The 19,619-nt window shown below is 70.4% G+C and carries 20 protein-coding genes; 5 read left to right on the plus strand and 15 right to left on the minus strand.

Annotated elements, in window-relative coordinates; all coding sequences use genetic code 11:
• Positions 1 to 325 precede the first annotated feature (325 nt).
• The gene (locus tag ETD86_RS59760) at positions 326 to 457 is read left to right on the plus strand and encodes a DUF6875 domain-containing protein (RefSeq protein ID WP_342779347.1); all 132 of its coding nucleotides are present in this window, start codon (positions 326 to 328) and stop codon (positions 455 to 457) included.
• On the opposite strand, the gene ETD86_RS40440 is transcribed toward ETD86_RS59760, so the two are convergent.
• The 4 genes from ETD86_RS40440 to ETD86_RS40455 all read right to left on the minus strand — a co-directional run bounded on the left by ETD86_RS40440 (position 403) and on the right by ETD86_RS40455 (position 5,171).
• Positions 403 to 1,896, minus strand: a complete 1,494-nt coding sequence (locus tag ETD86_RS40440) for a glycoside hydrolase family 3 protein (protein WP_138671918.1) — start codon at positions 1,894 to 1,896, stop codon at positions 403 to 405. The genes ETD86_RS59760 and ETD86_RS40440 overlap by 55 nt on opposite strands.
• 79 nt (positions 1,897 to 1,975) lie before the next feature.
• Complete coding sequence (locus ETD86_RS40445; protein WP_138671919.1) at positions 1,976 to 2,827, minus strand: carbohydrate ABC transporter permease; 852 nt, start codon at positions 2,825 to 2,827, stop codon at positions 1,976 to 1,978.
• Positions 2,824 to 3,846 carry a carbohydrate ABC transporter permease gene (locus ETD86_RS40450; RefSeq protein ID WP_138671920.1) on the minus strand — a complete coding sequence of 341 codons (1,023 nt, stop codon included), beginning with the start codon at positions 3,844 to 3,846 and terminating at the stop codon, positions 2,824 to 2,826. The genes ETD86_RS40445 and ETD86_RS40450 overlap by 4 nt, the downstream gene beginning before the upstream one ends.
• Before the next feature lie 2 nt (positions 3,847 to 3,848).
• Positions 3,849 to 5,171 (minus strand): extracellular solute-binding protein, encoded by a 1,323-nt coding sequence (locus ETD86_RS40455; RefSeq protein ID WP_138671921.1) that lies wholly within the window; start codon positions 5,169 to 5,171, stop codon positions 3,849 to 3,851.
• A gap of 167 nt (positions 5,172 to 5,338) precedes the next feature.
• On the opposite strand from ETD86_RS40455, the gene ETD86_RS40460 reads away from it, so the two are divergent.
• From ETD86_RS40460 to ETD86_RS40470, 3 genes are all read left to right on the plus strand, one after another.
• Complete coding sequence (locus ETD86_RS40460) at positions 5,339 to 6,496, plus strand: ROK family transcriptional regulator (RefSeq protein WP_138671922.1); 1,158 nt, start codon at positions 5,339 to 5,341, stop codon at positions 6,494 to 6,496.
• A 12-nt stretch (positions 6,497 to 6,508) separates the two neighbouring features.
• Entirely contained in the window at positions 6,509 to 7,162 is a 654-nt protein-coding gene (locus ETD86_RS40465) for a M15 family metallopeptidase (RefSeq protein WP_138671923.1), read from the plus strand.
• Positions 7,163 to 7,487: 325 nt separating this feature from the next.
• Positions 7,488 to 8,573, plus strand: a complete 1,086-nt coding sequence (locus tag ETD86_RS40470) for a carboxylate-amine ligase (RefSeq protein WP_138671924.1) — start codon at positions 7,488 to 7,490, stop codon at positions 8,571 to 8,573.
• On the opposite strand, the gene ETD86_RS40475 is transcribed toward ETD86_RS40470, so the two are convergent.
• The 10 genes from ETD86_RS40475 to ETD86_RS40520 form a co-directional block, all read right to left on the minus strand.
• Positions 8,570 to 9,310, minus strand: coding sequence for a sulfite exporter TauE/SafE family protein (locus ETD86_RS40475; protein ID WP_138671925.1), 741 nt, complete (start codon positions 9,308 to 9,310; stop codon positions 8,570 to 8,572). The two genes, ETD86_RS40470 and ETD86_RS40475, sit on opposite strands and share 4 nt — an antisense overlap.
• Complete coding sequence (locus ETD86_RS40480; RefSeq protein WP_138671934.1) at positions 9,307 to 11,061, minus strand: gamma-glutamyltransferase family protein; 1,755 nt, start codon at positions 11,059 to 11,061, stop codon at positions 9,307 to 9,309. Before ETD86_RS40480 ends, ETD86_RS40475 begins: the two co-directional genes overlap by 4 nt.
• A 48-nt stretch (positions 11,062 to 11,109) precedes the next feature.
• Positions 11,110 to 12,078 (minus strand): ABC transporter ATP-binding protein, encoded by a 969-nt coding sequence (locus tag ETD86_RS59765; RefSeq protein WP_342779346.1) that lies wholly within the window; start codon positions 12,076 to 12,078, stop codon positions 11,110 to 11,112.
• Positions 12,075 to 13,040 (minus strand): ABC transporter ATP-binding protein, encoded by a 966-nt coding sequence (locus ETD86_RS59770; protein ID WP_138671926.1) that lies wholly within the window; start codon positions 13,038 to 13,040, stop codon positions 12,075 to 12,077. Before ETD86_RS59770 ends, ETD86_RS59765 begins: the two co-directional genes overlap by 4 nt.
• Positions 13,037 to 13,855 carry an ABC transporter permease gene (locus ETD86_RS40495; protein WP_138671936.1) on the minus strand — a complete coding sequence of 273 codons (819 nt, stop codon included), beginning with the start codon at positions 13,853 to 13,855 and terminating at the stop codon, positions 13,037 to 13,039. Before ETD86_RS40495 ends, ETD86_RS59770 begins: the two co-directional genes overlap by 4 nt.
• Before the next feature lies 1 nt (position 13,856).
• Positions 13,857 to 14,816, minus strand: coding sequence for an ABC transporter permease (locus tag ETD86_RS40500; protein ID WP_138671927.1), 960 nt, complete (start codon positions 14,814 to 14,816; stop codon positions 13,857 to 13,859).
• Entirely contained in the window at positions 14,816 to 16,432 is a 1,617-nt protein-coding gene (locus ETD86_RS40505) for an ABC transporter substrate-binding protein (RefSeq protein WP_170223513.1), read from the minus strand. Before ETD86_RS40505 ends, ETD86_RS40500 begins: the two co-directional genes overlap by 1 nt.
• A 76-nt stretch (positions 16,433 to 16,508) precedes the next feature.
• The gene (locus ETD86_RS40510) at positions 16,509 to 17,198 is read right to left on the minus strand and encodes a GntR family transcriptional regulator (RefSeq protein ID WP_138671929.1); all 690 of its coding nucleotides are present in this window, start codon (positions 17,196 to 17,198) and stop codon (positions 16,509 to 16,511) included.
• A gap of 26 nt (positions 17,199 to 17,224) precedes the next feature.
• Positions 17,225 to 18,004 (minus strand): hypothetical protein, encoded by a 780-nt coding sequence (locus ETD86_RS40515; RefSeq protein WP_138671930.1) that lies wholly within the window; start codon positions 18,002 to 18,004, stop codon positions 17,225 to 17,227.
• A gap of 76 nt (positions 18,005 to 18,080) precedes the next feature.
• Positions 18,081 to 18,659, minus strand: a complete 579-nt coding sequence (locus ETD86_RS40520; RefSeq protein WP_138671931.1) for a TetR/AcrR family transcriptional regulator — start codon at positions 18,657 to 18,659, stop codon at positions 18,081 to 18,083.
• Positions 18,660 to 18,735: 76 nt separating this feature from the next.
• Here ETD86_RS40520 and ETD86_RS40525 point away from each other — a divergent pair, with 76 nt between their 5' ends.
• A complete protein-coding gene (locus ETD86_RS40525; protein WP_138671932.1) occupies positions 18,736 to 19,233 on the plus strand; it encodes a nuclear transport factor 2 family protein in 498 nt (165 codons plus the stop codon).
• Position 19,234: 1 nt separating this feature from the next.
• On the opposite strand, the gene ETD86_RS40530 is transcribed toward ETD86_RS40525, so the two are convergent.
• Positions 19,235 to 19,619, minus strand: a 385-nt coding sequence (locus tag ETD86_RS40530) for a hypothetical protein (protein WP_138671933.1), incomplete at its 5' end; no start/stop codon positions are given.

A 19,619-nucleotide genomic window follows, 5' to 3' on the forward strand; every position in this document is an offset into this window, starting at 1 on the left:
GAGGAGGCGGTCGCCAAGATCTGCCCCGTCCGGCCCCATGTGGCGACCAGCACCGTGGAGGGCAATCCGGTGTTGCGGGGGGCGGTGCTGGCGGCGCTCCAGCAGGCGCGCGAGGAGATCTTCAGCGCCTGAGCCCGCGGCGGGTCCTGGGCCGGACGCGCGGTGACGGTCGGGTGCGGGCCACGATGAGGTCGTGGACGCCGCCCAGCGAGCGCTTGAGCCGGAAAGTACGTCGAGGCTGGGCTCATGATCGGCGAGTTCTCCCCGGGACCCGCCGCCCAAGCCCGGCCTGTGGAACCCCGGCTTCCGCCCGTTGAGCAGCCCGGTGCCGCTCCTGGCGATCAGGCACATGGTGGCCACGGATCTCCCGTTCCTCAAGGACGACCCGCGGCAGGCGGCCGCCTACGCCGAGCGCTTCGGCTCGAGGGAGGCGATCGTCGCCGCGCGGGGCCGCTGACCGTTCGTGAGGAGCTCCATCGCGGCCCTGGCGTTGGCCCTGGCCGCCCCGTACGTGGCCAGGTAGACCGCGCTGCCCGGCCGCCAGATGGGTAGCCCCATCTCGACGACGACCGTGTCGGGCCGGGCGGACAACAGGGCGGAGACGAGCGTCCGGCTAGCGGCGTGCCGGTGGGCGTCCTTGACCACCACCAGCAGCGAGCGGTTCCTGGCACGCTCCAGAAGCTGATCGACGGCGGCCTCGGCCGGCGCCACCCGGACCACCTCGCCCTGGGGCAGCCACGGTGAGACGCCCCACGGGACCTCGCCGACCGCGATCGTCGGAGGTGTGTCGACCTCCACGACCAGCGGATCCGTCAGCGGGCCCGCCGACCCGTCCAGCCTGACCGCCCGCCTGGCGGCGTCCAGGCCGACGTCCGCCGTGTCGTCCTGCACGCCCGTTTCCGAGCCGAACCAGGCCCGCAGCCGATCGGCCCGAGCCGCGGCCTCCTCCAGCCGCTCCGCCGGCAGCCGCCCGTCGCCGACGGCGGCCACGATCTCGGCGATGATCTGCCGGATCTCGTCGTAGCCGGGCTTCGGCCCCAGGCACAGCAGGTCGGCTCCGGCCGCGATCGACAGGACGGCGCCGTTGGCGAGTCCGACACCGTCACTGATCGCCTGCATGTCCAGCGCGTCGCTGACGACCACTCCGTCGTAGCCGAGCTCGCCCCTGAGGAGCCCGGTGATCGCGGCGGGCGAGAGCGTGGCGGGCAGGTCGCCGGTCAGCGCGGGAACGGCGACGTGCGCGGTCATGACGGACCGCGCGCCTGCCTCGATGGCGGCCAGGAACGGCACCAGCTCCCTGGACCGCAGAACGTCCAGCGTGACGTCCACGACCGGGATGGCCAGATGAGAGTCGACCGTGGTGGCGCCGTGGCCGGGGAAGTGCTTGACGCACGCGGCGACCCCGGCCGACTGCAGACCCTGGACCGCCGTCACCGTGTGCCTGGCGACCAGCTGGGCGTCGTCGCCGAACGCCCTGGTGCCGATCACCGGGTTGTCCTCGGCGGTGTTGACGTCGGCCGCCGGCGCCATGTCGAGGTTGACCCCGGCGGCGACCAGCTCCAAGCCGATGGCCCGGTAGACGCGGCGGGTTAGCTCGACGTCGTCGACGGCGCCGAGCGCCGCGTTACCCGGATAAGGGCTGCCGACGTGGTAGGCGAGCCGAGTGACGTCGCCGCCCTCCTCGTCCAGGGAGATGACCGGGTCACCGGCCGCTCGCAGCGCCCCGGTGAGCCCGGCCACCTGGTCCGGCGCGGCCACGTTGAAACCGAACAGCGTGACCCCGCCGAGCCCGAGCTCCAGCTCGCTCAGGACCCAGTCGGGCGCGGTCGTGCCGTCGAAGGCGACGAGCAGCGTGCCGGCCGCGAGACGGCGCAGCCCCCGATCACTCTGACTCATGGCTCCTCATCAGGTTCAGGGCAGGGTCAGGGGGTACGGCCCGCGCAAAGGCCGTACCCACCCTGCGAAAAATGGAAAATCAGCCTTTAACAGCTCCGGCCACCAGGCCGGAGACCATACGGCGCTGCACCAGCAGGAAGAAGGCGATGACCGGCAAGGTCATCAGCGTCGAGGTCGCCATGATGGCGCCCCAGTCGGTGCCCCGCTGCCCGAAGAAGAACTGCAGGGCCACCGGCATGGTGTAACCCGTGGAGTCGTTCATCAGCACCAAAGCGAAGATCAGGTCGTTCCACGCGGTGATGAACGAGAAGATGCTCGTCGCCACCAGGCCCGGCGCCACCAGCGGGAACAACACCTTCCAGAAGGTGGTGAACCGGCTCGCGCCGTCGATCCACGCCGCCTCCTCCAGCGACTTGGGCACCGCGGCGACGAACGTCCGCAACATCCAGATGCCGAACGGCAGCGTGAGACCGACCTGGATCACGATCAGGCCGAGCAGGTTGTCGTAGAGCCCGAGCCGCCGGACGTTGAGGAACAGCGGGATGAGCAGCGCCTCGGTCGGGATCATCTGCACGATGAGCAGGGTGATCAGGAAGCTCGTGCGCCCCTTGAACCGGAACCGCGCCACCGCGGTCGCCGCGAGCAACGCGAACGCCGATCCGATGAGCACGGTGCCGAGCGCCACGATCGCGCTGTTGCGCATGTAGACCCAGATCGAGTTGCCCGCCACACCGTCGGTGAGCACCGTGTCGATGTGCTCGAAGGTGAAGTGTGTGGGGAACGGGATGAAGTCGGTGGTGAAGATCTGGTCGTTGGCCTTGAACGAGGTCGAGACCATCCAGTAGACGGGGAAGACCGCGAAGAGGAAGACCAGGACCCCGGCGGTGTTCAGCGTGATCTTGTTGAGCCGCTTGCGGGCAAGGGGGGTCATGTGAGGTCCTCCTGCTTGACCATCTGGCGGGTGTAGAAAGCGGTGACGACGAGCAGGATGATCGTCAGCACCACCGCGATCGCCGCGCCCGAGCCCATCTTGGGCGGCGCTTTGAAGGCCTCGGCGAAGGAGAAGAGCGAGAGGTTGAACGCCTCACGGTTGGTGGGCCCGTTCAGCAGCACGTAGAGCTGGCTGAGCACCTTGAAGTCCCAGATGATCGACAGGATCGTCAGGACGGCGAAGACGGGCTTCAGCAGCGGGAAGGTGATCTTTCTGAACGTGTGCCACGGCGTGGAGCCGTCCACCCTGGCCGCCTCGTAGAGCTCGGCGGGGATGCCGCGCAGGCCGGCCAGGACCGACACCGCGACGAACGGGAAGGACGCCCAGACCACGGTGAGGACCAGCACGATGTAGACGGACCACGCGTCGTTGAGCCACGGCTGGGCGGTCCAGTCGGCCCGGCCGAGGACCAAGGTGGACAGCCCGTCGGGGAGCAGGTTGAGCGCCCAGTTGATGATGCCGGCCTCGGCGTCGAAGAGCCAGCGCCAGATCGTGCCCTGCGCCACCGGCGGGACCGCCCAGGCGGACATGATGCCGATGATCACGAAGGTGGACATCCGCCTGCTCAGCCGGTTGAGCAGCACGCCGACGGCGGTGCCCAGGATCAGGGTGAGGGCGACGGTGACGGCCGCGAAGACGATGGTGTTCCGCAGCGAGGACCAGAAGATGTCGTTGTCGAAGAGCTTGGTGTAGTTCTCCAGCCCCACCCACTTGGGCTCCGCGACGCCGCGGATCACCCGGAGGCTGATGCTCTGGAACGACATGGTCACCATCTGGATCATCGGGTAGAGCAGCAGCCCCGCGATGACCAGGATGCCAGGGACGAGCAGGACGTACGGGATGGACCATGAGGGCATCCCGCCGCCCCGGGCGGGCTTGCGTGAGTTGTGGCGGCGGCGCCGCCCAGGGGCGGAGGTGTTCCCTCCGCCCCTGGGCGCGAGCGTTGACGTCTTCGCCATGGTCACGACTGGTTGAGGATGTCTTCGAGTTCCTTGTTGGCCTTGGCGAGCGCCTCATCGGCCGTGGCCTTGCCCTCGATGACCGAGCGGGCCGCGTTCTGCAGGACCGCCTTGGTCTCGTTGGCCTCCGTCCACTGCGGGTCGGCGGGGAACGCCTTGGCCTTGGCGAAGGCGGCGGCGAACGGCGCCTGCGCCGGGTCCTTGGCGAGCTCGGCCAGCGTGTCCGGGTAGACCGGCAGCAGGCCGCCGTCCAGCGCGTAGCGGTCGGCCCACTTCTTGCTGGTGGCCAGCTTCACGAACTCGGTCGCGAGCTCCTTGTTCTTGGCGTCGTTCCACACGGTGATGTCGTTGCCGCCGAAGAACGCGGGGGTCTCGCCGCCGCTCTTGGACGGGAGCGGGAAGAAGGCCATCTGGTCCTCCTTCACCTTGCCCTTGCTCTCCTCCTTGATGGTGGCGATGTCCCACGACGCGGTCAGGTACATGCCGACCTTGCCGTTGGAGAAGCGGGTGCGGATGTCCGTCGTGTTCAGCGTGAGGCGGGACTTGCCGGACACGCCCGAGGTCACGAGGCCCGTGTACGTCTCGAAGCCGGTCTTGAAGGCGGGGTCGGTGAGCTTGCCCACCCACTTGTCGCCCTCCTTGACGGCGTACTCGCCGCCTTCGGACCAGGCCAGCGCCCCGAGCAGGTGGTTGGCGTCGGAGCCGCCGTTGAAGGCGAAGCCGTCGACGTCCTTGCCCTTCTCGTCCTGGATCTTCTTGGCCGCCGCGACGAGCTCGTCCCAGGTCTTCGGAGGTTCGATCTTGAGGTCCTCGAACCAGTCCTTGCGGTACATGACGGCGCGGGTGCCGGCGCCCCACGGCATCGCGTAGACCTCGCCGTCGATGGTCTCCAGGCCGAAGAGGTTCTTCGGGATCTGCGCGTGCTCGCCTCCGGTGGTGATCGAGGTGACCGGGGCCAGCGCGTCCTGGCTCTGCCAGAGCGGCACCTGGTCGTTGCCGATCTCCGTCACGTCGGGACCCTCGCCGCCCGCCGCGGCGGCGGTGAACTTGTCGTTGACCTGCGGCCACGGGATCCACTGCACGTTGGCCGTGGCGCCGGTCTGGGTCTTGAACTCGGCGACGAGGTCGTCCATGTACTTCTGGGACGGCTCGTTGGGGTCGCCGAGGCGCCAGACGGTGATGCTCTGGCCCGCGAACTTGGGGCCAGAGGCGGAGGCGGAGGCCTGCGGCTGAGGCGTGGTCGTCTCACCGGAGCCACATGCGGCCAGGCCCAGGGCCAGGGCGGCCGTGGTGACCGTAGTGGCCGTGATCTTCGCGATCCTCACTAGCGTTCTCCCTTCCCGGCTAATCGCGTCGGGTCTGCGCTCATCGGGTGCTGAGCCTGTGGTCCGCACCTGGCTGATCGTCAGTTGTCGAATTGCTGCTAAACTAACAAGAAACTTTCTTAAAAGAAACTGCCGTTAGCGTTTCGTTGCGAGAGGGGAGAGGTCCCGTGACACGGAACCCCGGTGTGCCACGGCTGTTGCGGCGCCTGAACGACCGGGCGGCCCTGGAGCTCCTCCTCTCCGAGGGCCCGCTCACCCGTGCTGAGCTGGGCGAACGCACCGGGCTCTCCAAGGTGACGGCGGGACAGCTGCTCGCCAGGCTGGAGGAGAGAGGGCTGGTGGAGGTCGCCGGCGAGCGGGCCGGCGGGCGCGGGCCCAACGCCGCCCTGTACGGCGTGGTGCCCTCCAGCGCGCACGTGGCCGGCCTCGATGTGCTGCCCGACGCCATCACCGTCGGTGTGGCCGACATCACCGGCAGGACCGTGGTCGAGGTCGTGGTCAACCCGACCGCCGGCGACCCGGTCGCCACCGTGCACGAGGCCGTACGGCGGGCCTGCGAGGCGGCCAGGATCACGCTGCCGCAGCTGCGTTCGTTCGTTATCGGCACCCGCGGCGTGGTCGACCCGGACACCGGCGACGTGCGCTTCTCCTACGACCTACCGGCCTGGCACGCCGGCGTGCTGGCCAGCCTGCGCGGGGCGCTCGGCGCCTCGGTGACCATCGAGAACGACGTCAACCTCGTCGCCCTCGCCGAGCACCGCTACGGCGCCGCCGTCGGCGTGGACGACTTCGTGGTCGTCTGGGCCGGTGTCGGCCAGGGCCTGGGCGTCATGCTCGGCGGGCGCCTGCACCGGGGCAACACGGGAGGCGCGGGCGAGATCGGCTGGCTGCCCGTGCCCGGCGAGCCGCTGCCCGCCGACGTCACCCAGCCGCAGTCGGGCTCCTACCAGCGGCTGGTGGGCCAGACCGCGCTCGACGGGATCGCCAAGGGACACGGCATGAGCCTGCGGCCGAGCGCCGACCTGGTCCGCACCGCCCTTGCCGAGGGCCGCTCCGGCTTCCTTGACGCCGTCGCGGATCGGCTGGCCGTCGGCGTCGCGGCCGTCACCGTCGTGCTGGACCCGGGGCTCATCGTGCTCGCCGGCGACGTCGGCCGGGCTGGAGGGCCTGAGCTGGCCGCCAGGGTCGAGGAGGCGGTGGCGAGGGTCTGCCCGACGCGGCCCAGCGTGGTCACCACGGGAGTCGCCGGGAACCCCGTGCTGCGCGGGGCTCTGGTCGCTGCATTGGAGCAGGCCCGGGAGCAGGTTTTCTCCGACACTGTGTGAGAATTTCTGCCCATGTGGCATCCCGCAGACGGCATCGTCCTGATCTCCGACCCGCGCGTGACCGCCATCCCCGTCCACGACAACGGGGAGCCGCTGGTCGAGGTGCGGGGGCGGTTGCGACTCGACGACCGGATGGCCGACGAGCAGGGCGCGTACGGCCGCCTGCGTGCCGGCCTGCTCGACCGGCTCGAACGGGCGGAGCGGGCGCTGCCCGCCGGGTACCACCTCCTGATCGTCGAAGGGCACCGGTCCATCGCGAACCAGCGCCAGACCTTCGACGACTACCGGGCAGGGCTCGCCAAGCGCTTTCCCAGCATGACGCCCGATGAGCTGTACGCCGCCGCCAGCCGGTACGTCTCGCCGGTCGAGGTCGCCCCGCACACCGCGGGCGCGGCCGTGGACCTCACGCTCTGCGCCCCCGACGGCACCGAGTACGACATGGGCACCGCGATCAACGACACCCCTGAACAGAGCGCCGGCGCGTGTTACACCGCCGCCGCCGGGATCTCGGGGGACGCGCGCGGGCACCGCAAGATCCTCGCGGCCGCCCTGGAGCCGGCGGGCCTGGTCAACTACCCCACGGAGTGGTGGCACTGGTCCTACGGCGACCGCTACTGGGCTCTGATGACGGGCTCGCCCCACGCCCTCTACGGACCGGCGCACTGAGGCGCCCGGGCCCGCCCGGCGTGCTGGTGTGGACCGTCGGCGCTCAGCCGCGAGCCGGCCGGGGCTGCCCGCCTCCCCAGGGACGCCACCGGAGCGGCAGGTCCGGGCCGCCCGCGATGAGGAGGCCGATCTGACGGGTGCGAACTTCGTCGTCACCCGGGCTCGCCCACGACCACCGCCTGATCAACGGCAGGGACGCGGCGTTGTTCATGGCCGCGTTGAAGGCATCCGTCGAAGAGCTCCGCTGAGCAAAGGTTTTCCACAGGCCGTGGGACGGGCACAACATCTTACGGAGGACAGTGGGCTCCCCCAACGAGGTGCTGTCATGGTTCCGCTGATCGGGATCGAAGAGGAATACCTCGTCGTCGATCCTCGCACCCGCCACGTGGCTCCCCGAGCGGCCGACGTCCTGGCCGCCACGAAGGGCGTGGCCGACGTGGTGCACGAGATCACCAGATTCCAGGTGGAGGCCCGCACGCCGCCCTCCGCCGACCTCGGCGAGCTGGGCTCGCAGCTGCGTGCCGTACGCAAGGAGGTGGCGGACGCGGCCCGCTCGTGCGGGCTGGCGGTCGTCGCCAGCGGCATCCCCGTACTGGGGGACGTCGCCTCGCCGCCGCTCACCGACGTGCCCCGCTACCTGCAGGGCAGGGTGCTCTACCGCGCGTTGCAGGACGAGATCACCATCTGCGCCCTGCACGTGCACGTGGACGTGCCCGACCGGGAGCACGCCGTCTATGTCGGCAACCATCTCCGGCTCTGGTTGCCGACGCTGATCGCGCTGGCCGCCAACTCGCCGTTCTTCGCCGGCCGCGACACCGGGTACGCCTCCTGGCGGGTCATCACCTGGGGGCGATGGCCGGTCGCGGGCGCGCCGCCGTACTTCCCGTCGTACGACGACTACGAGCTTGCGGTGCGTGCCCTGCGGGAGTCGGGCGCGCTGCTCGACCCGAAGACCGTCTACTGGGACACTCGCCCGTCGCCGAGCCTGCCCACCGTCGAGATCAGGGCGGCCGACGTGCCGCTCGACGTGAGCGACAGCCTCACCCTGATCGGCCTCGTCCGTGCCTTGGTGGTGACGGCGCTGGCCGCGGTACGGCGGGGCGACCGGGGGTTGCCGGTGTCGTCCGAGGTGCTCCGCGCCGCCTATTGGCGCGCGGCCAGGGACGGGTTGCTGGGCGACAGCCTGGACATGCGGCACGGCACTCTCGTGCCGGCTCCGGTGCTGGCCGGGCGGCTCCTGGAGCACGTGCGGCCGGCGCTGTGCGAGGCCGGCGACCTGGCGTTCGTCGAGGAGGGGCTGGGCCGGCTGCTGCGCAAGGGTTCGGGGGCGATGCGCCAGCGCCGGGTGCACGCCAGGGACAACGACCTGGCCGACGTGGTCGACGACCTCATCGAGGCGACGGTCGCCTAGCGGAGGGCCAGCGCCACGGCCACCCCCAGCCCGAACGCGACGACCACGCCCCGAAGGACCCTGGCGGACATGAGCCTGGCCAGCCGCGTGCCGAGGAGCCCGCCCACCAGGGCGGCCGGCGCGATCACCGCCACCGCCCGCCACTGCACGGCTCCGAACAACGAGAACGCCACCACCGACACCGTGCTGATCACCAGCGCGAGCACCGCGCGCACGGCGTTGAGACGATGCAGCCCCTCGTGCAGGAACAAGCCGAGCACGGTCAGCAGCAGCACGCCCATGCCGCCGTTGAAGTACGCCCCGTAGCACCCGCCCAGGAACACCCCGGCGTACACCAGCTTGCTGGGAGCTGCGTTGGCCTCGCTGCCGAAGAGCTTGCGCAGCCACGGCTGGGCCAGCAGCGCCACGCTGGCGAAGGCCACCAGCCACGGCACCAGCGACTCGAACAGTTTGCCCGGCGTGAGCAGCAGCAGCGCGCTGCCCGCGCCCGCGCCGAGCACGGTCGTGATCGACAGCGCCGCCGCCCGGCGCCGCTGGTCGCGCAGCTCGGCCCGGTAGCCGAGCACGCCGCCCAGGTAGCCGGGCCACAGCGCCACCGCGTTGGTCACGGACGCGGTCAGTCCGGGGTAGCCGAGCGCCAGCAGCGCGGGGAACGAGATGAGCGTCCCGCCGCCGGCCAGCGCGTTCACCACGCCGGCCAGCAGACCGGCACCCACCAGGAAGAGCAGATCCGTCATCGGCCGACGGCGTAGCCCTGGGCGCCGCGCGGGTTGGCGGCCGCCTTGAGGAACGCTCCGTCACGGGCGACCGCGCTGAGCCTGCCGAGCGACCACGGGCCCTGCACCTCGACCTCGTGCCCGCGCCGCCGCAGCTCCGCTGTCACGCCCGCGTCCAGGCGGTCCTCGACGTGCAGCACACCGGGGCGGGAGCCGCGCGGGAAGAACGAGCTGGGGAAGTGCTCGGAGTGGAACATGGGGGCGTCGATGGCCTCCTGCAGGTTGAGGCGGCCGTGGACGACGGCGAGGAAGAAGTTCACGCTCCACTGGTCCTGCTGGTCACCGCCCGGGGTGCCGAACGCCAGCCACGGCCGGCCGTCCCTGAGCGCGAACGCCGGCGACAGCGTGGTGCGCGGGCGCGTGCCCGGACGCAGCGACGCGGGCAGCCCCTCCTGCAGCCAGAACATCTGCGCCCTGGTGCCCAGGCAGAAGCCCAACTCGGGGATCGTGGGAGAGCTCTGCAGCCAGCCGCCGCTGGGCGTGGCGGAGACCATGTTGCCGTGCCGGTCGACGACGTCGACGTGGCACGTGTCGCCCTTGACCAGGCCGTTGCGGGCCACGGTCGGCTCGCCGACGCCCTGCGGGGAGCGGGCGCCGGAGAGGCCGGGCGCGGCGCTGGTCGTGCCCGGCGCGGGGTAGTCGGGCAGCCGGGGCGCGCGGCCGCCGGGTGCGCCCGGCCGCAGCTCAAGGCTGGCCTCGGCACCGACGAGCTTGCGCCGCTCGGCGTTGTAGGCCTCGCTGAGCAGGTCGGACACCGGCACGTCGGCGTCGCCGTACCAAGCCTCGCGGTCGGCGAAGGCGAGCTTGGCCGCCTCCGTCACCGTGTGCACGTAGTCGGCGGTGAGGAAACCCATCCCGTCCAGGTCGAAGCCCTGCAGCAACGCGAGCTGCTGCAGGAACACCGGCCCCTGCCCCCACGGGCCCGTCTTGTAGACGGTGTGCCCGCGGTAGTCGAAGGCGAGGGGCTCCTCGACGGTGGCGGACCACCGGGCCAGGTCGTCCCCGGTCAGCAGCCCGCCGTGCACCTCGCCGCTGCTGTCCCGCCAGGCCGTCTTGGCGCTGAACTCGGCGATCGCCTCGGCGACGAAACCCTCGTACCAGGCCTTCCGCGCGGCGGCGAGCTGGCCCTCACGGCTGCTGGACGCGGCCTCGGCTTCGGCGACCACGCGCCGGTAGGTGGCGGCCAGCACCGGGTTGGCCAGCTTCGACCCGGCCGCGGGAACGTTCCCGCCGGGCAGCCAGGTCGCCGCCGACGTCGGCCAGTCATCGGTGAACAATTCCTGGACCGACTCGATCGTGGCCGCGACGCGCTCCAGCACCGGCACCCCGTGCTGGGCGTAGTGGATCGCGGGCGCCAGCACGTCGGCCAGCGACCAGGTGCCCCAGCGCTCCAGCATGAGCATCCAGCCGCCGAACGCCCCCGGCACGGTGGCCGCCAGCAGCCCCGTGCCTGGCACGATGTCCAGGCCCAGCTCCGTGAAGCGCCCGACGGTGGCCGCGGCGGGCGCCACGCCCTGCCCGCACACCACGGACACCTTCTGCTCGGCCTCGCTCCACAGCAGGATCGGCACCTCGCCGCCGGGGCCGTTCAGGTGCGGCTCGGCCACCTGGAGCACGAACCCGGCGGCCACCGCCGCGTCGAACGCGTTCCCGCCGCGTTCCAGCACGCCCATGCCGGTGGCCGAGGCCAGCCAGTGGGTGCTGGCGACCATGCCGAAGTCGCCCGTCAGCTCGGGCCTGGTGGTGAACACAACTTCTCCTTAGAGGTTCGCGGCCGCGTCCGGGACGCGGTCAACAGTTACCAGGTGGCACGCGGCCGGATGGCCGTTCCCACGAGGGTCGTGCAAGGGCGGCTCGTCGGTACGGCAGGCGTCGTACGCCAGCGGGCACCGCGTGTGGAACCGGCACCCGGAGGGCGGATCGACCGGGCTGGGCACGTCGCCGCCGAGCACGATCCTGCGCCGTTCCCGCTGCCTGACCGGATCGGCGACGGGCGCCGCCGACAGCAGGGCCTGCGTGTACGGGTGGCGCGGCGCGGCGAAGATCTCTGCTGTCGGACCACACTCCACGATCTTGCCCAGGTACATGACGGCCACCCGGTCGGCCAGGAACTCCACCACCGACAGGTCGTGTGTGATGAACAGGCACGAGAACCCCATGTCCCGCTGCAGGTCGCTGATCAGATTGAGCACCGACGCCTGGACGGACACGTCCAGCGCCGACACCGGCTCGTCGGCCACGACCAGCTTGGGCTCCAGGATCAGGGCTCTGGCCAGTCCCACCCGCTGCCGTTGCCCGCCCGACAGCTCGTGCGGGAAACGGGAGCGCATCTCCTGCCGCAGCCCCACCTTCTCCAGCATGACGGACACCCGATCGGAGACCTCCCGCCGACCGGTCACCTTGTGCCTGAGCAGCGGCTCGGCGACGATCTGCCCGATCGTGAATCGCGGGTTGAGCGAGGAGTAGGGATCCTGGAAAACCATGTGGACGTCCCTGCGCAGCGGGCGCATGGCCCGGCGCGACAGGTGGGTGATGTCGCGGCCGTCCAGCTCCATCGTGCCCGAGGTCGGCTCGGTCAGGCGCAACACGCACTTGCCGACCGTGGACTTGCCGCTGCCGGACTCGCCGACCAGGCCGAGCACCTCGCCCTGGGCGATCTCCAGTGACAGGCCGTCCACGGCGCGTACCTGGCCGTAGTGCTTGACCAGATTGTCGATGCGCAGGATCACCGCTTGCCTCCGGGGTGGTAACAGGCCGCCAGATGGTCTTCCGCGTGCCGTTCGAGCGGGGGCCTCGCCGCCCGGCAGTCGTCCTGGGCGCGCGAGCAGCGGGCCTGGAACGCGCACTCGTCGGGGTCCGTCAGCGGTGAGGGCACCATACCGGGGATCTCGGCCAGGCGGCCGTTGACGGCGGCGGACGGGAGCGCGTTCATCAGACCGACCGTGTACGGGTGCCGCGGGTTCGCGAACAGCTCGGTCACCGTGGCCTGCTCGACGGCGCGGCCGGCGTACATGACCACGGCCCGGTCGGCGATGTCGGCCACCACGCCCAGGTCGTGCGTGATGAGGATGATCGCCGTGCCGAGCCGGTCACGCAGATCGCGGAACACGTCCAGCACGCCTGCCTGGATCGTCACGTCGAGAGCCGTGGTGGGCTCGTCGGCGATCAGCACCCGGGGCGAGCAGGCGACGGCGATCGCGATCATCACGCGCTGCCGCATGCCGCCGGACAGCTGGTGCGGGTACTCCTCCATGCGCCGCCGAGGCGCCGGGATGCCGACCAGCTCCAGCAGCTCGACGGCCCGGCTCCTGGCCGCCTGGCGGGAGAGGCGCTCGTGCCTGCGCAGCACCTCGGTGATCTGGTATCCGACGGTGAACGACGGGTTCAGCGAGGTCATCGGCTCCTGGAAGACGACCGAGACGTCCTTGCCGCGTACGTGCCGCATGTCACGGTCGGGGAGCGTGGTGAGCTCGCGGCCGTCCAGCTTGACCGAGCCGGAAAGCCGGGTCGTGTCGGGCGGCAGCAGCCTGGGCACCGACATCGCGGTGACCGACTTGCCGCAGCCGGACTCCCCGCACAGCGCCAGGATCTCGCCCTCGTCCAGGGTGAGCGAGATGTTCCTGACCGCCTGCACCAGGCCGTCCTCGGTGTCGAAGCCGACGGTCAGGTCGGTGATCTCGAGCAGGCTCATCGGGCGCTCCTCGGGTCCAGGACGTCACGCAGGCCGTCGCCGAGCAGGTTGAAGCCGAGCGTGGCCAGCGCGATCATCAGGCCGGGCCAGATGGCCAGCCAGGGCGCGTCGCTCAGGTACTGCTGCGCGGTCGTCAGCATCACGCCCCACGACGCTGTGGGCGGCTGCACGCCGAGCCCGAGGAACGACAGCGTGGACTCGCCGATGATGGCCGACGGGATCGCCACCGTGGCCTGCACGATGAGCGGGCTGGCGCAGTTCGGGAGCACGTAGCGGAAGATGAGGTGCCCGTCGCCCGCGCCGTCGGCGACGGCGGCGGCCACGTAGTCCATCTCCCTGATCGCGAGCACCTCGCCGCGGGTGATCCTGATGACGGCCGGGAGCTGGGAGAAGCCCAGCGCCAGCACCACGCCCTTCAGCGAGGGTCCGATGATCGCCGCCAGACCCACCGCGAATACCAGGAACGGGAACGCCAGCGTCACGTCCACCAGCCGCATCACGATCGGGTCGAGCCAGCGCCGGTAGAACCCGGCCACCAGGCCGATCGGGATGCCCACGAGCATGGCCAGCAGGGTAGAGAGGACTCCCGCCTGCAGCGACACCTGCGCGCCGTGGGCGATCCTGGCGAACGCGTCGCGGCCCAGGTCGTCGGTGCCCATCGGGTGCGCGCCCGACGGGGGAGCGAGCGTGGCCAGGTAGTCCTGCGCGGCCGGGTCGCCCGTCGCCAGCGGGCCGATCAACGCCAGCAGCACGAACGCGACCACCAGCACCAGCCCGGCCATCGGCATGGGCCGCCGTCTGAAGCGGCGCCACATCTTAGTCACGGGAGCCCCCTGCCAACCTGATCCGCGGGTTGAGGTAGGCATAAGCGATGTCGACCAGCAGGTTGACCAGCACATACCCGATGACCGTGATCAGCACGACGGCCTGGATGACCGGGTAGTTCCTGGTCAGCACCGCGTCCACGGTCAGCTTGCCGAAGCCAGGGATCACGAAGATCTGCTCGGTCACCACGGCGCCGCTGATCAGCGCGCCGAGCTGGAGGCCGAGGACGGTGACGACGGTCGTCATGCTGTTGCGCAGCGCGTGCGCGCCCACGACCTTGGCCTCGGACAGGCCCTTCGACCTGGCGGTCCTGACGTAGTCGGCGGACAGCGCGCCGAGCATGGCCGAGCGGGTCTGCCGCATGAGGATCGCGGCGAAGCCGGTGCCGAGCACGAGGGCGGGCAGGATCATGCGCTGGAGGTTCGCGGCCGGGTCCTGCGTGAAGGGGACGTAGCCGGAGGCGGGCAGCACTCGCCAGGTGACCGCGAACAGCAGGATGCCGAGCAGGCCCAGCCAGAAGTGCGGCACCGACAGCCCGGCCAGGCCGAACCCGGTGGCCACGTAGTCGGCGAGCCGGCCGCGCCGGACGGCCGCCGCGATGCCGGCTCCGACACCGACGACGATGGCGATCAGCATGGCCAGCATGGACAGCTCCAGCGTCACCGGCAGCCGCTCGGCGATGATGTCGATCACCGGGAGCTGGTCCTGCGTGGAGCGGCCGAGGTTGCCGGTCAGGGTCTGGCGGACGTAGTCGAGGTATTGGGCGGGCAGCGGCTTGTCCAGGCCGAACTCGTGCCGGATGGCCGCCACCACGGCGGGCGAGGCCTCCTCGCCCGCCATGACCGTGGCCGGGTCGCCGGGCAGCGCCCTGATCCCGAGGAAGATCAGGATGCTGGCCAGGAACAGCACGATCAACGCTGACCCGCAGCGCCGAAGGATGAACCAGAGCATTATGCGGCGAATCCGGCGGTGACGAAGCGTGGCAGGCCGTCCTTGAAGTACTGGACCCCCGCGACCTTCTTGCTCATGCCCAGGTAGTACTTGTTGTGGTACAGGTACAGGACCCCGCGCAGCTCGGCGGCCTTCTTCATGGTGGCGGCGTAGAGCTCGGCGCGCTTGGCCGGATCCGACTCGGCGGCGGCCTGCGCGATCGGCTCGTCGATGCCCGGGTCGGACATGCCGCTGTAGTTGTTGCTGCCGCGAGTGGTGATGAGGTTCGTGAGGTTGCCGTCCGGGTCCACGCGGCCCGACCAGCCGTTCAGCACGACGTCGAACTTGCCTGACTTGCCCTGCTCGAGCGTGCTGACGAACTCGGCGGTCTGCACGCTCACGTTGAATCCCGCCTCCTTGGTCATCTGCTGGATGACCTGCGCCAGGCGGACGTTGGTGGCGTCGTTGGGGCTGGTGAGCGTGACCGGCACCGGCGTCGGCACGCCGGACTCCTGCACGAGCTGCTTGGCCCTGGCCAGGTCACGCTTCGGGCACCGCAGGTCCTTGGCCCGGTACGGGCTGTCCAGCGGCACGGGGAAGCAGTCCGCCTCGTGCAGGCCGTTGTAGACGGTCTTGTTGATCACGTCGCGATCGAGCGCCAACTCGAACGCCTCGCGCAGCTGCGGGCTCTTGGCCAGTGCCGTGTCGACCGTGCCGGGCTTCTCGGTGGAGCCGTTGGCGTTGCCGGTGTTGATCGTGATGCCGTAGTAGCCGAGGCCGCCGCCGGACACGACGGTGAGGTTCGGGTCGCTCTGGACGCCCTTGACCGTGGTCGTGGCGAGGTTGTCGCCCACTTGCACGTCGCCCGACTTCAGGTTCGCGGCCCGCACGTTCGGGTCCACGATGATTTTGTAGACGAGCTTGTCGAGCTTGACCTTGGCCGCGTCGTAGTAGTCGGGCGCCTTGTCCAGCACGATCTCGCTGCCGGACGTGCGGCTGGTGAACGTGAACGGCCCGACGCAGACCGGGTTCGCGCCGAAGGTGTCGTTCCCGGCGTCCAGCGCCTTGGGCGACATGATCATCCCGGCGCGGTCGGCGAGTTGCGCGGTCAACGGCGTGAACGCTCGCGTCAGGGTGAGCTTGACGGTCGTGGGATCGACAACCGTGACCTTGGACACGGCCGCCAGGTCGGCCTGGCGCGCGGACTTCTCCCAGGTGCGATGCCGGTCCAGCGACTTCTTGACCGCCTCGGCGTCGAAGGCCGTGCCGTCGTTGAACTTCACGCCCTCGCGCAGCTTGACCGTCACTTCCTTGCCGTCGCCGGAGATCTCGGGCAACGCGCTGGCCAGCTGCGGGATCAGGGTCGACTGCGCGTCGATGTCGTAGAGCTTCTCGCACATGTTCACGAACACTTCGCGGCCCACCAGCGTGGTCGAGATGCTCGGGTCGAGTGCGTCGGGGTCGGCGCTGAGCGCCACATTCAGCGTGCCGCCGCCCTTGACGGGCCGCTCGTCGGCTGAGGCGTCGGCGATGGAAGGCGGGGCCGCGGGTGCGCTGCTCGAACCGCCTCCGCCGCAAGCCGCCAAGGCGAGGGGAAGAACGGCGAGCGCCGCGACGAGCCTGGGGGACGGTGTCATGGAGCCTCCGTTGGAAAAGGTTAGGAGACTGTATACAACACATGACATTTCATTGGTGTTTCGGGGCTATGTGTTGTTATCTGACCGTTTTCATATCGTTCGGGTGATTTGTCGTACGGGCCGCCGCGAGGAACGACCGCCGGGCGGCTGCCACGTGGGCGACCGCTCGGGCTTCCGCCTCGTCCTCATCGCCCGCCGCGATGGCCTCGTACAGGCTGAGGTGCTCTGTCCAGGAGTGCGGCCCGCGTGCGGCGGCGGTCTGGCTGAAGACCCACTGCGCTCGCTGGAGCATGGGCGTCATCATCAGGCTGAGGTACGAGTTTCCCGCCGCCTCGCCCACGGCCAGGTGGAAGGTGGTGTTGAGGTCGGCCACGTCCTCCAGCCGCCCGTTCTCCACGGCCTCCTTGGCCTGGTCGAGCACGTGGCGCAGCCGCTCGGCCGACTGGGGCGTGCGCTTGCGCGCCGCGAGCCGCGCCGCCAGCCCTTCGACCGCCATGCGCACGTCGAAGAGCTCCTCGCCCTCCTCGGCCGACAATCGCGCGACGGTGGCGCCGAGCCGCGGCACGACCTCGACGAACCCCTCGGTGGCCAGCACCCGGATGGACTCGCGCACGGGGTTGCGCGACACCCCGAGCGAGGCGGCCAGCCGGTCCTCGACCAGCCGCTCACCCTGGGCCAGCTCGCCGGAGAGGATGCGGCGCCGCAGCTCCTTGGTGACCTCGTCCCGGAGGCTCCGGTGCGCCGCACCCAGCGTCAAATCGCTCATAAGGCGACTAATCGTATACAGCGGCCTCAATTCGCGCGATCGGGGTACCAGTCGGCCTCGGTGACCTCCCGGCCGACCTCCCACATGCGGTCGAACTCCGCCTTGAAGTGTTCGTACCAGAAGTGGTCGCGACGTGGGGTGAGCGTGAAGACCGGGTCCCGGCCCGCCGAGCTGTGCGTGCCGAGCTCGACGTGGATGACGCCGTCGTCCTCGTCGGCATCCAGCAGCACCAGGCCGAACGCGGGCACGAACGGCAGGAACCGCACCTCGACGCCCTCCAGCTCCCGCAACAGGTAGATCGTGGACTTGACCCGGTGCTCGAACACGTCGGAGTGATCGGGGATCGTGCTCCTCCTGGCGGCCTCCTCGGGCACGGTGCCCTTCGGATCGATCAGCAGCACCTGGACCGACGCCCCGCGGCCCAGGCTCTTGCGTAGTTGCTCGACGTGCGCGCGGATGGTGCGGCTCAGCGTCACCCCCGCGAAGCGGATGTCCGCGGCACGGGCGACCCGCTCGTCCAGCCCTTGCCGCACGGTGGTCAGGAAGGCGTCACCGGCCAGCTTCGCCTCCACCAGGCGGTTGAGGTCGGCGACCCGCGCTTCGAGGTCGGCGACCTGGTGCCGGGGGCCGAGCGCGTTCACCGCGACCAGGGCCAGCGTGGCCAGGATCGCGGCGCTCACGACCTGCGTATTGACGACGCTGAAGACACCGAGCACGCCCACCGTCAGCGCGATGAGCGCCGTCAGGTAGATCTCGAGGTTCTTGCCGGTGCTGAAGTCCGCGCCTAAGCGCTTCAGGGGGCCCATGCACACAGTTTCTCGCCTTGGCGCGGCGCACGATCCACAGGCCGATGACGTACATGGCCGGTTCCAGGAGAGTGGGTCAGGAGAGCCGGTCGAACACGGACTCCACCGCGGCCGGCAACCGTACGGGATCGTCGTCCACGAGCTCCCGCCCCGCGTAGTAGGCCGCCAGTCCGATCTCCGCCGCGATGGCGGCGATCTCCCCGCCGGCCCCCTGACCGGCGAGCAGGTCACGCAGGAGCTCGACGTACCGGCGTTGTTTGGTGAGGCCGCGGGCGAGCAGCTCGGGGTGGCTGGCGACCAGCCGCTCGTGCCGGGTGTAGGCGGCGGGATCGGCGGTGATCCGACGTACGTAGGAGACGACGATGCGGCGCGCCACGGCCAGCGCGGCGGACAGTGACTCCCCGATCGGCCCTTCCGCGGGGAGCTCGGCGGCCTCCGCCAGCACCGCTTCGAGATCGCCCCCGTCGGCGAAGACGACCTCCTGTTTGTCGCCGAAGTAGCGGAAGAACGTGGCCCGTCCGACCTGGGCGCGCTCGGCGATGTCGGCGACCGTGACCTTGTCGAAGCCGCGCTCCTCGAACAGCGCATGGGCCGCCTCGACGATCGCCTCACGGGACCGTTGCTGCTTGCGCTCCCTGAGCGAGCCCTGATCCATACATCCCAGTCTATTGACCGCCACCACTTGATACTGAGTATCATTCGATATCAAGTCTCAATTAGATGGGAGCATCATGAGAATTCGGCCCATCATGGTCACCGCCGCGCTGGCCCTCGCCGTGACCTGTGCCGCAGCCCCCGCCCTCGCATCCGAGAGCAGGAGCACCGAACGCCGCACGGCGGCGATCCTCAACGCGTTCGAGCGCGAGGACCTCGCGGCCGTGTCGGCGCTGCTGGATCCCAACGCCACGCTGACGATTCCGCTGTCGTTCACGGGCCGGAAGGAGGACGCCGCCCGTTTCACCGGCAAGGAGCAGGTGCTCGGGTACGTCAAGAACGCGCTCGCGGCCTTCGGCCGCATCGACTTCGTCAACGTCAACGTCACCGTGTCCGAGGAAGGGAACACGTCGTTCGTGCAGGCGGACGGCGACTTCACGACCGCGGACGGGCGGTCGTACCGGAACGTGTACGTCTACGCCTTCGAGTGGCGGAACGGCCGCATGGTCAGGGGCGCCGAATACGCCAACCCGGTGACCTTCTGCGCGACCTTCCCCGCCACTCCCGGCTGCTGACTCAGGCGCGCAGGCGCAGTCCCCGCGGCGTGGGGTGGAAGCCGGCCGCCTCCAGGGCCGCCGCCAGCGGCGACTCGATGATGGAGGCGCCGTCGGCCCGCTCGACCGTCAGCTTCCCGAGCGCCCCGTCCCGCACGGCGAGCGCGAGGGCGTCCACGGCGGGCTGCAGCCGTGCGTCGTCGGTGAACGAGAGCAGCGTCTTGCCGCCCCGCTCCACGTAGAGCACCAGGTGGCCGTCGACCAGCACGACCAGCGACCCGGCCTTCCTGCCGGGCTTGTGCCCGACGTCGCCGGGGTGCTGCGACCAGGGGAGCGCGGCGCCGTACGGGCTGGCCGGATCGGCGGCGGCCAGCACCACGGCCCGCGGCCCCACCCCGCCGCCACTC

This window comes from Nonomuraea turkmeniaca (assembly GCF_005889735.1).
Lineage (GTDB): Bacteria > Actinomycetota > Actinomycetes > Streptosporangiales > Streptosporangiaceae > Nonomuraea > Nonomuraea turkmeniaca.

Coding starts and splice junctions, on each gene's coding strand:
- ETD86_RS40440 (WP_138671918.1), bottom strand. CDS start 1,896: ATGAGTCAGAGTGATCGGGGGCTGCGCCGTCTCGCGGCCGGCACGCTG.
- ETD86_RS40445 (WP_138671919.1), bottom strand. CDS start 2,827: ATGACCCCCCTTGCCCGCAAGCGGCTCAACAAGATCACGCTGAACACC.
- ETD86_RS40450 (WP_138671920.1), bottom strand. CDS start 3,846: ATGGCGAAGACGTCAACGCTCGCGCCCAGGGGCGGAGGGAACACCTCC.
- ETD86_RS40465 (WP_138671923.1), top strand. CDS start 6,509: ATGTGGCATCCCGCAGACGGCATCGTCCTGATCTCCGACCCGCGCGTG.
- ETD86_RS40470 (WP_138671924.1), top strand. CDS start 7,488: ATGGTTCCGCTGATCGGGATCGAAGAGGAATACCTCGTCGTCGATCCT.
- ETD86_RS40475 (WP_138671925.1), bottom strand. CDS start 9,310: ATGACGGATCTGCTCTTCCTGGTGGGTGCCGGTCTGCTGGCCGGCGTG.
- ETD86_RS40480 (WP_138671934.1), bottom strand. CDS start 11,061: ATGGTCGCCAGCACCCACTGGCTGGCCTCGGCCACCGGCATGGGCGTG.
- ETD86_RS59770 (WP_138671926.1), bottom strand. CDS start 13,040: ATGAGCCTGCTCGAGATCACCGACCTGACCGTCGGCTTCGACACCGAG.
- ETD86_RS40495 (WP_138671936.1), bottom strand. CDS start 13,855: ATGTGGCGCCGCTTCAGACGGCGGCCCATGCCGATGGCCGGGCTGGTG.
- ETD86_RS40500 (WP_138671927.1), bottom strand. CDS start 14,816: ATGCTCTGGTTCATCCTTCGGCGCTGCGGGTCAGCGTTGATCGTGCTG.
- ETD86_RS40505 (WP_170223513.1), bottom strand. CDS start 16,432: ATGACACCGTCCCCCAGGCTCGTCGCGGCGCTCGCCGTTCTTCCCCTC.
- ETD86_RS40510 (WP_138671929.1), bottom strand. CDS start 17,198: ATGAGCGATTTGACGCTGGGTGCGGCGCACCGGAGCCTCCGGGACGAG.
- ETD86_RS40515 (WP_138671930.1), bottom strand. CDS start 18,004: ATGGGCCCCCTGAAGCGCTTAGGCGCGGACTTCAGCACCGGCAAGAAC.
- ETD86_RS40520 (WP_138671931.1), bottom strand. CDS start 18,659: ATGGATCAGGGCTCGCTCAGGGAGCGCAAGCAGCAACGGTCCCGTGAG.
- ETD86_RS40525 (WP_138671932.1), top strand. CDS start 18,736: ATGAGAATTCGGCCCATCATGGTCACCGCCGCGCTGGCCCTCGCCGTG.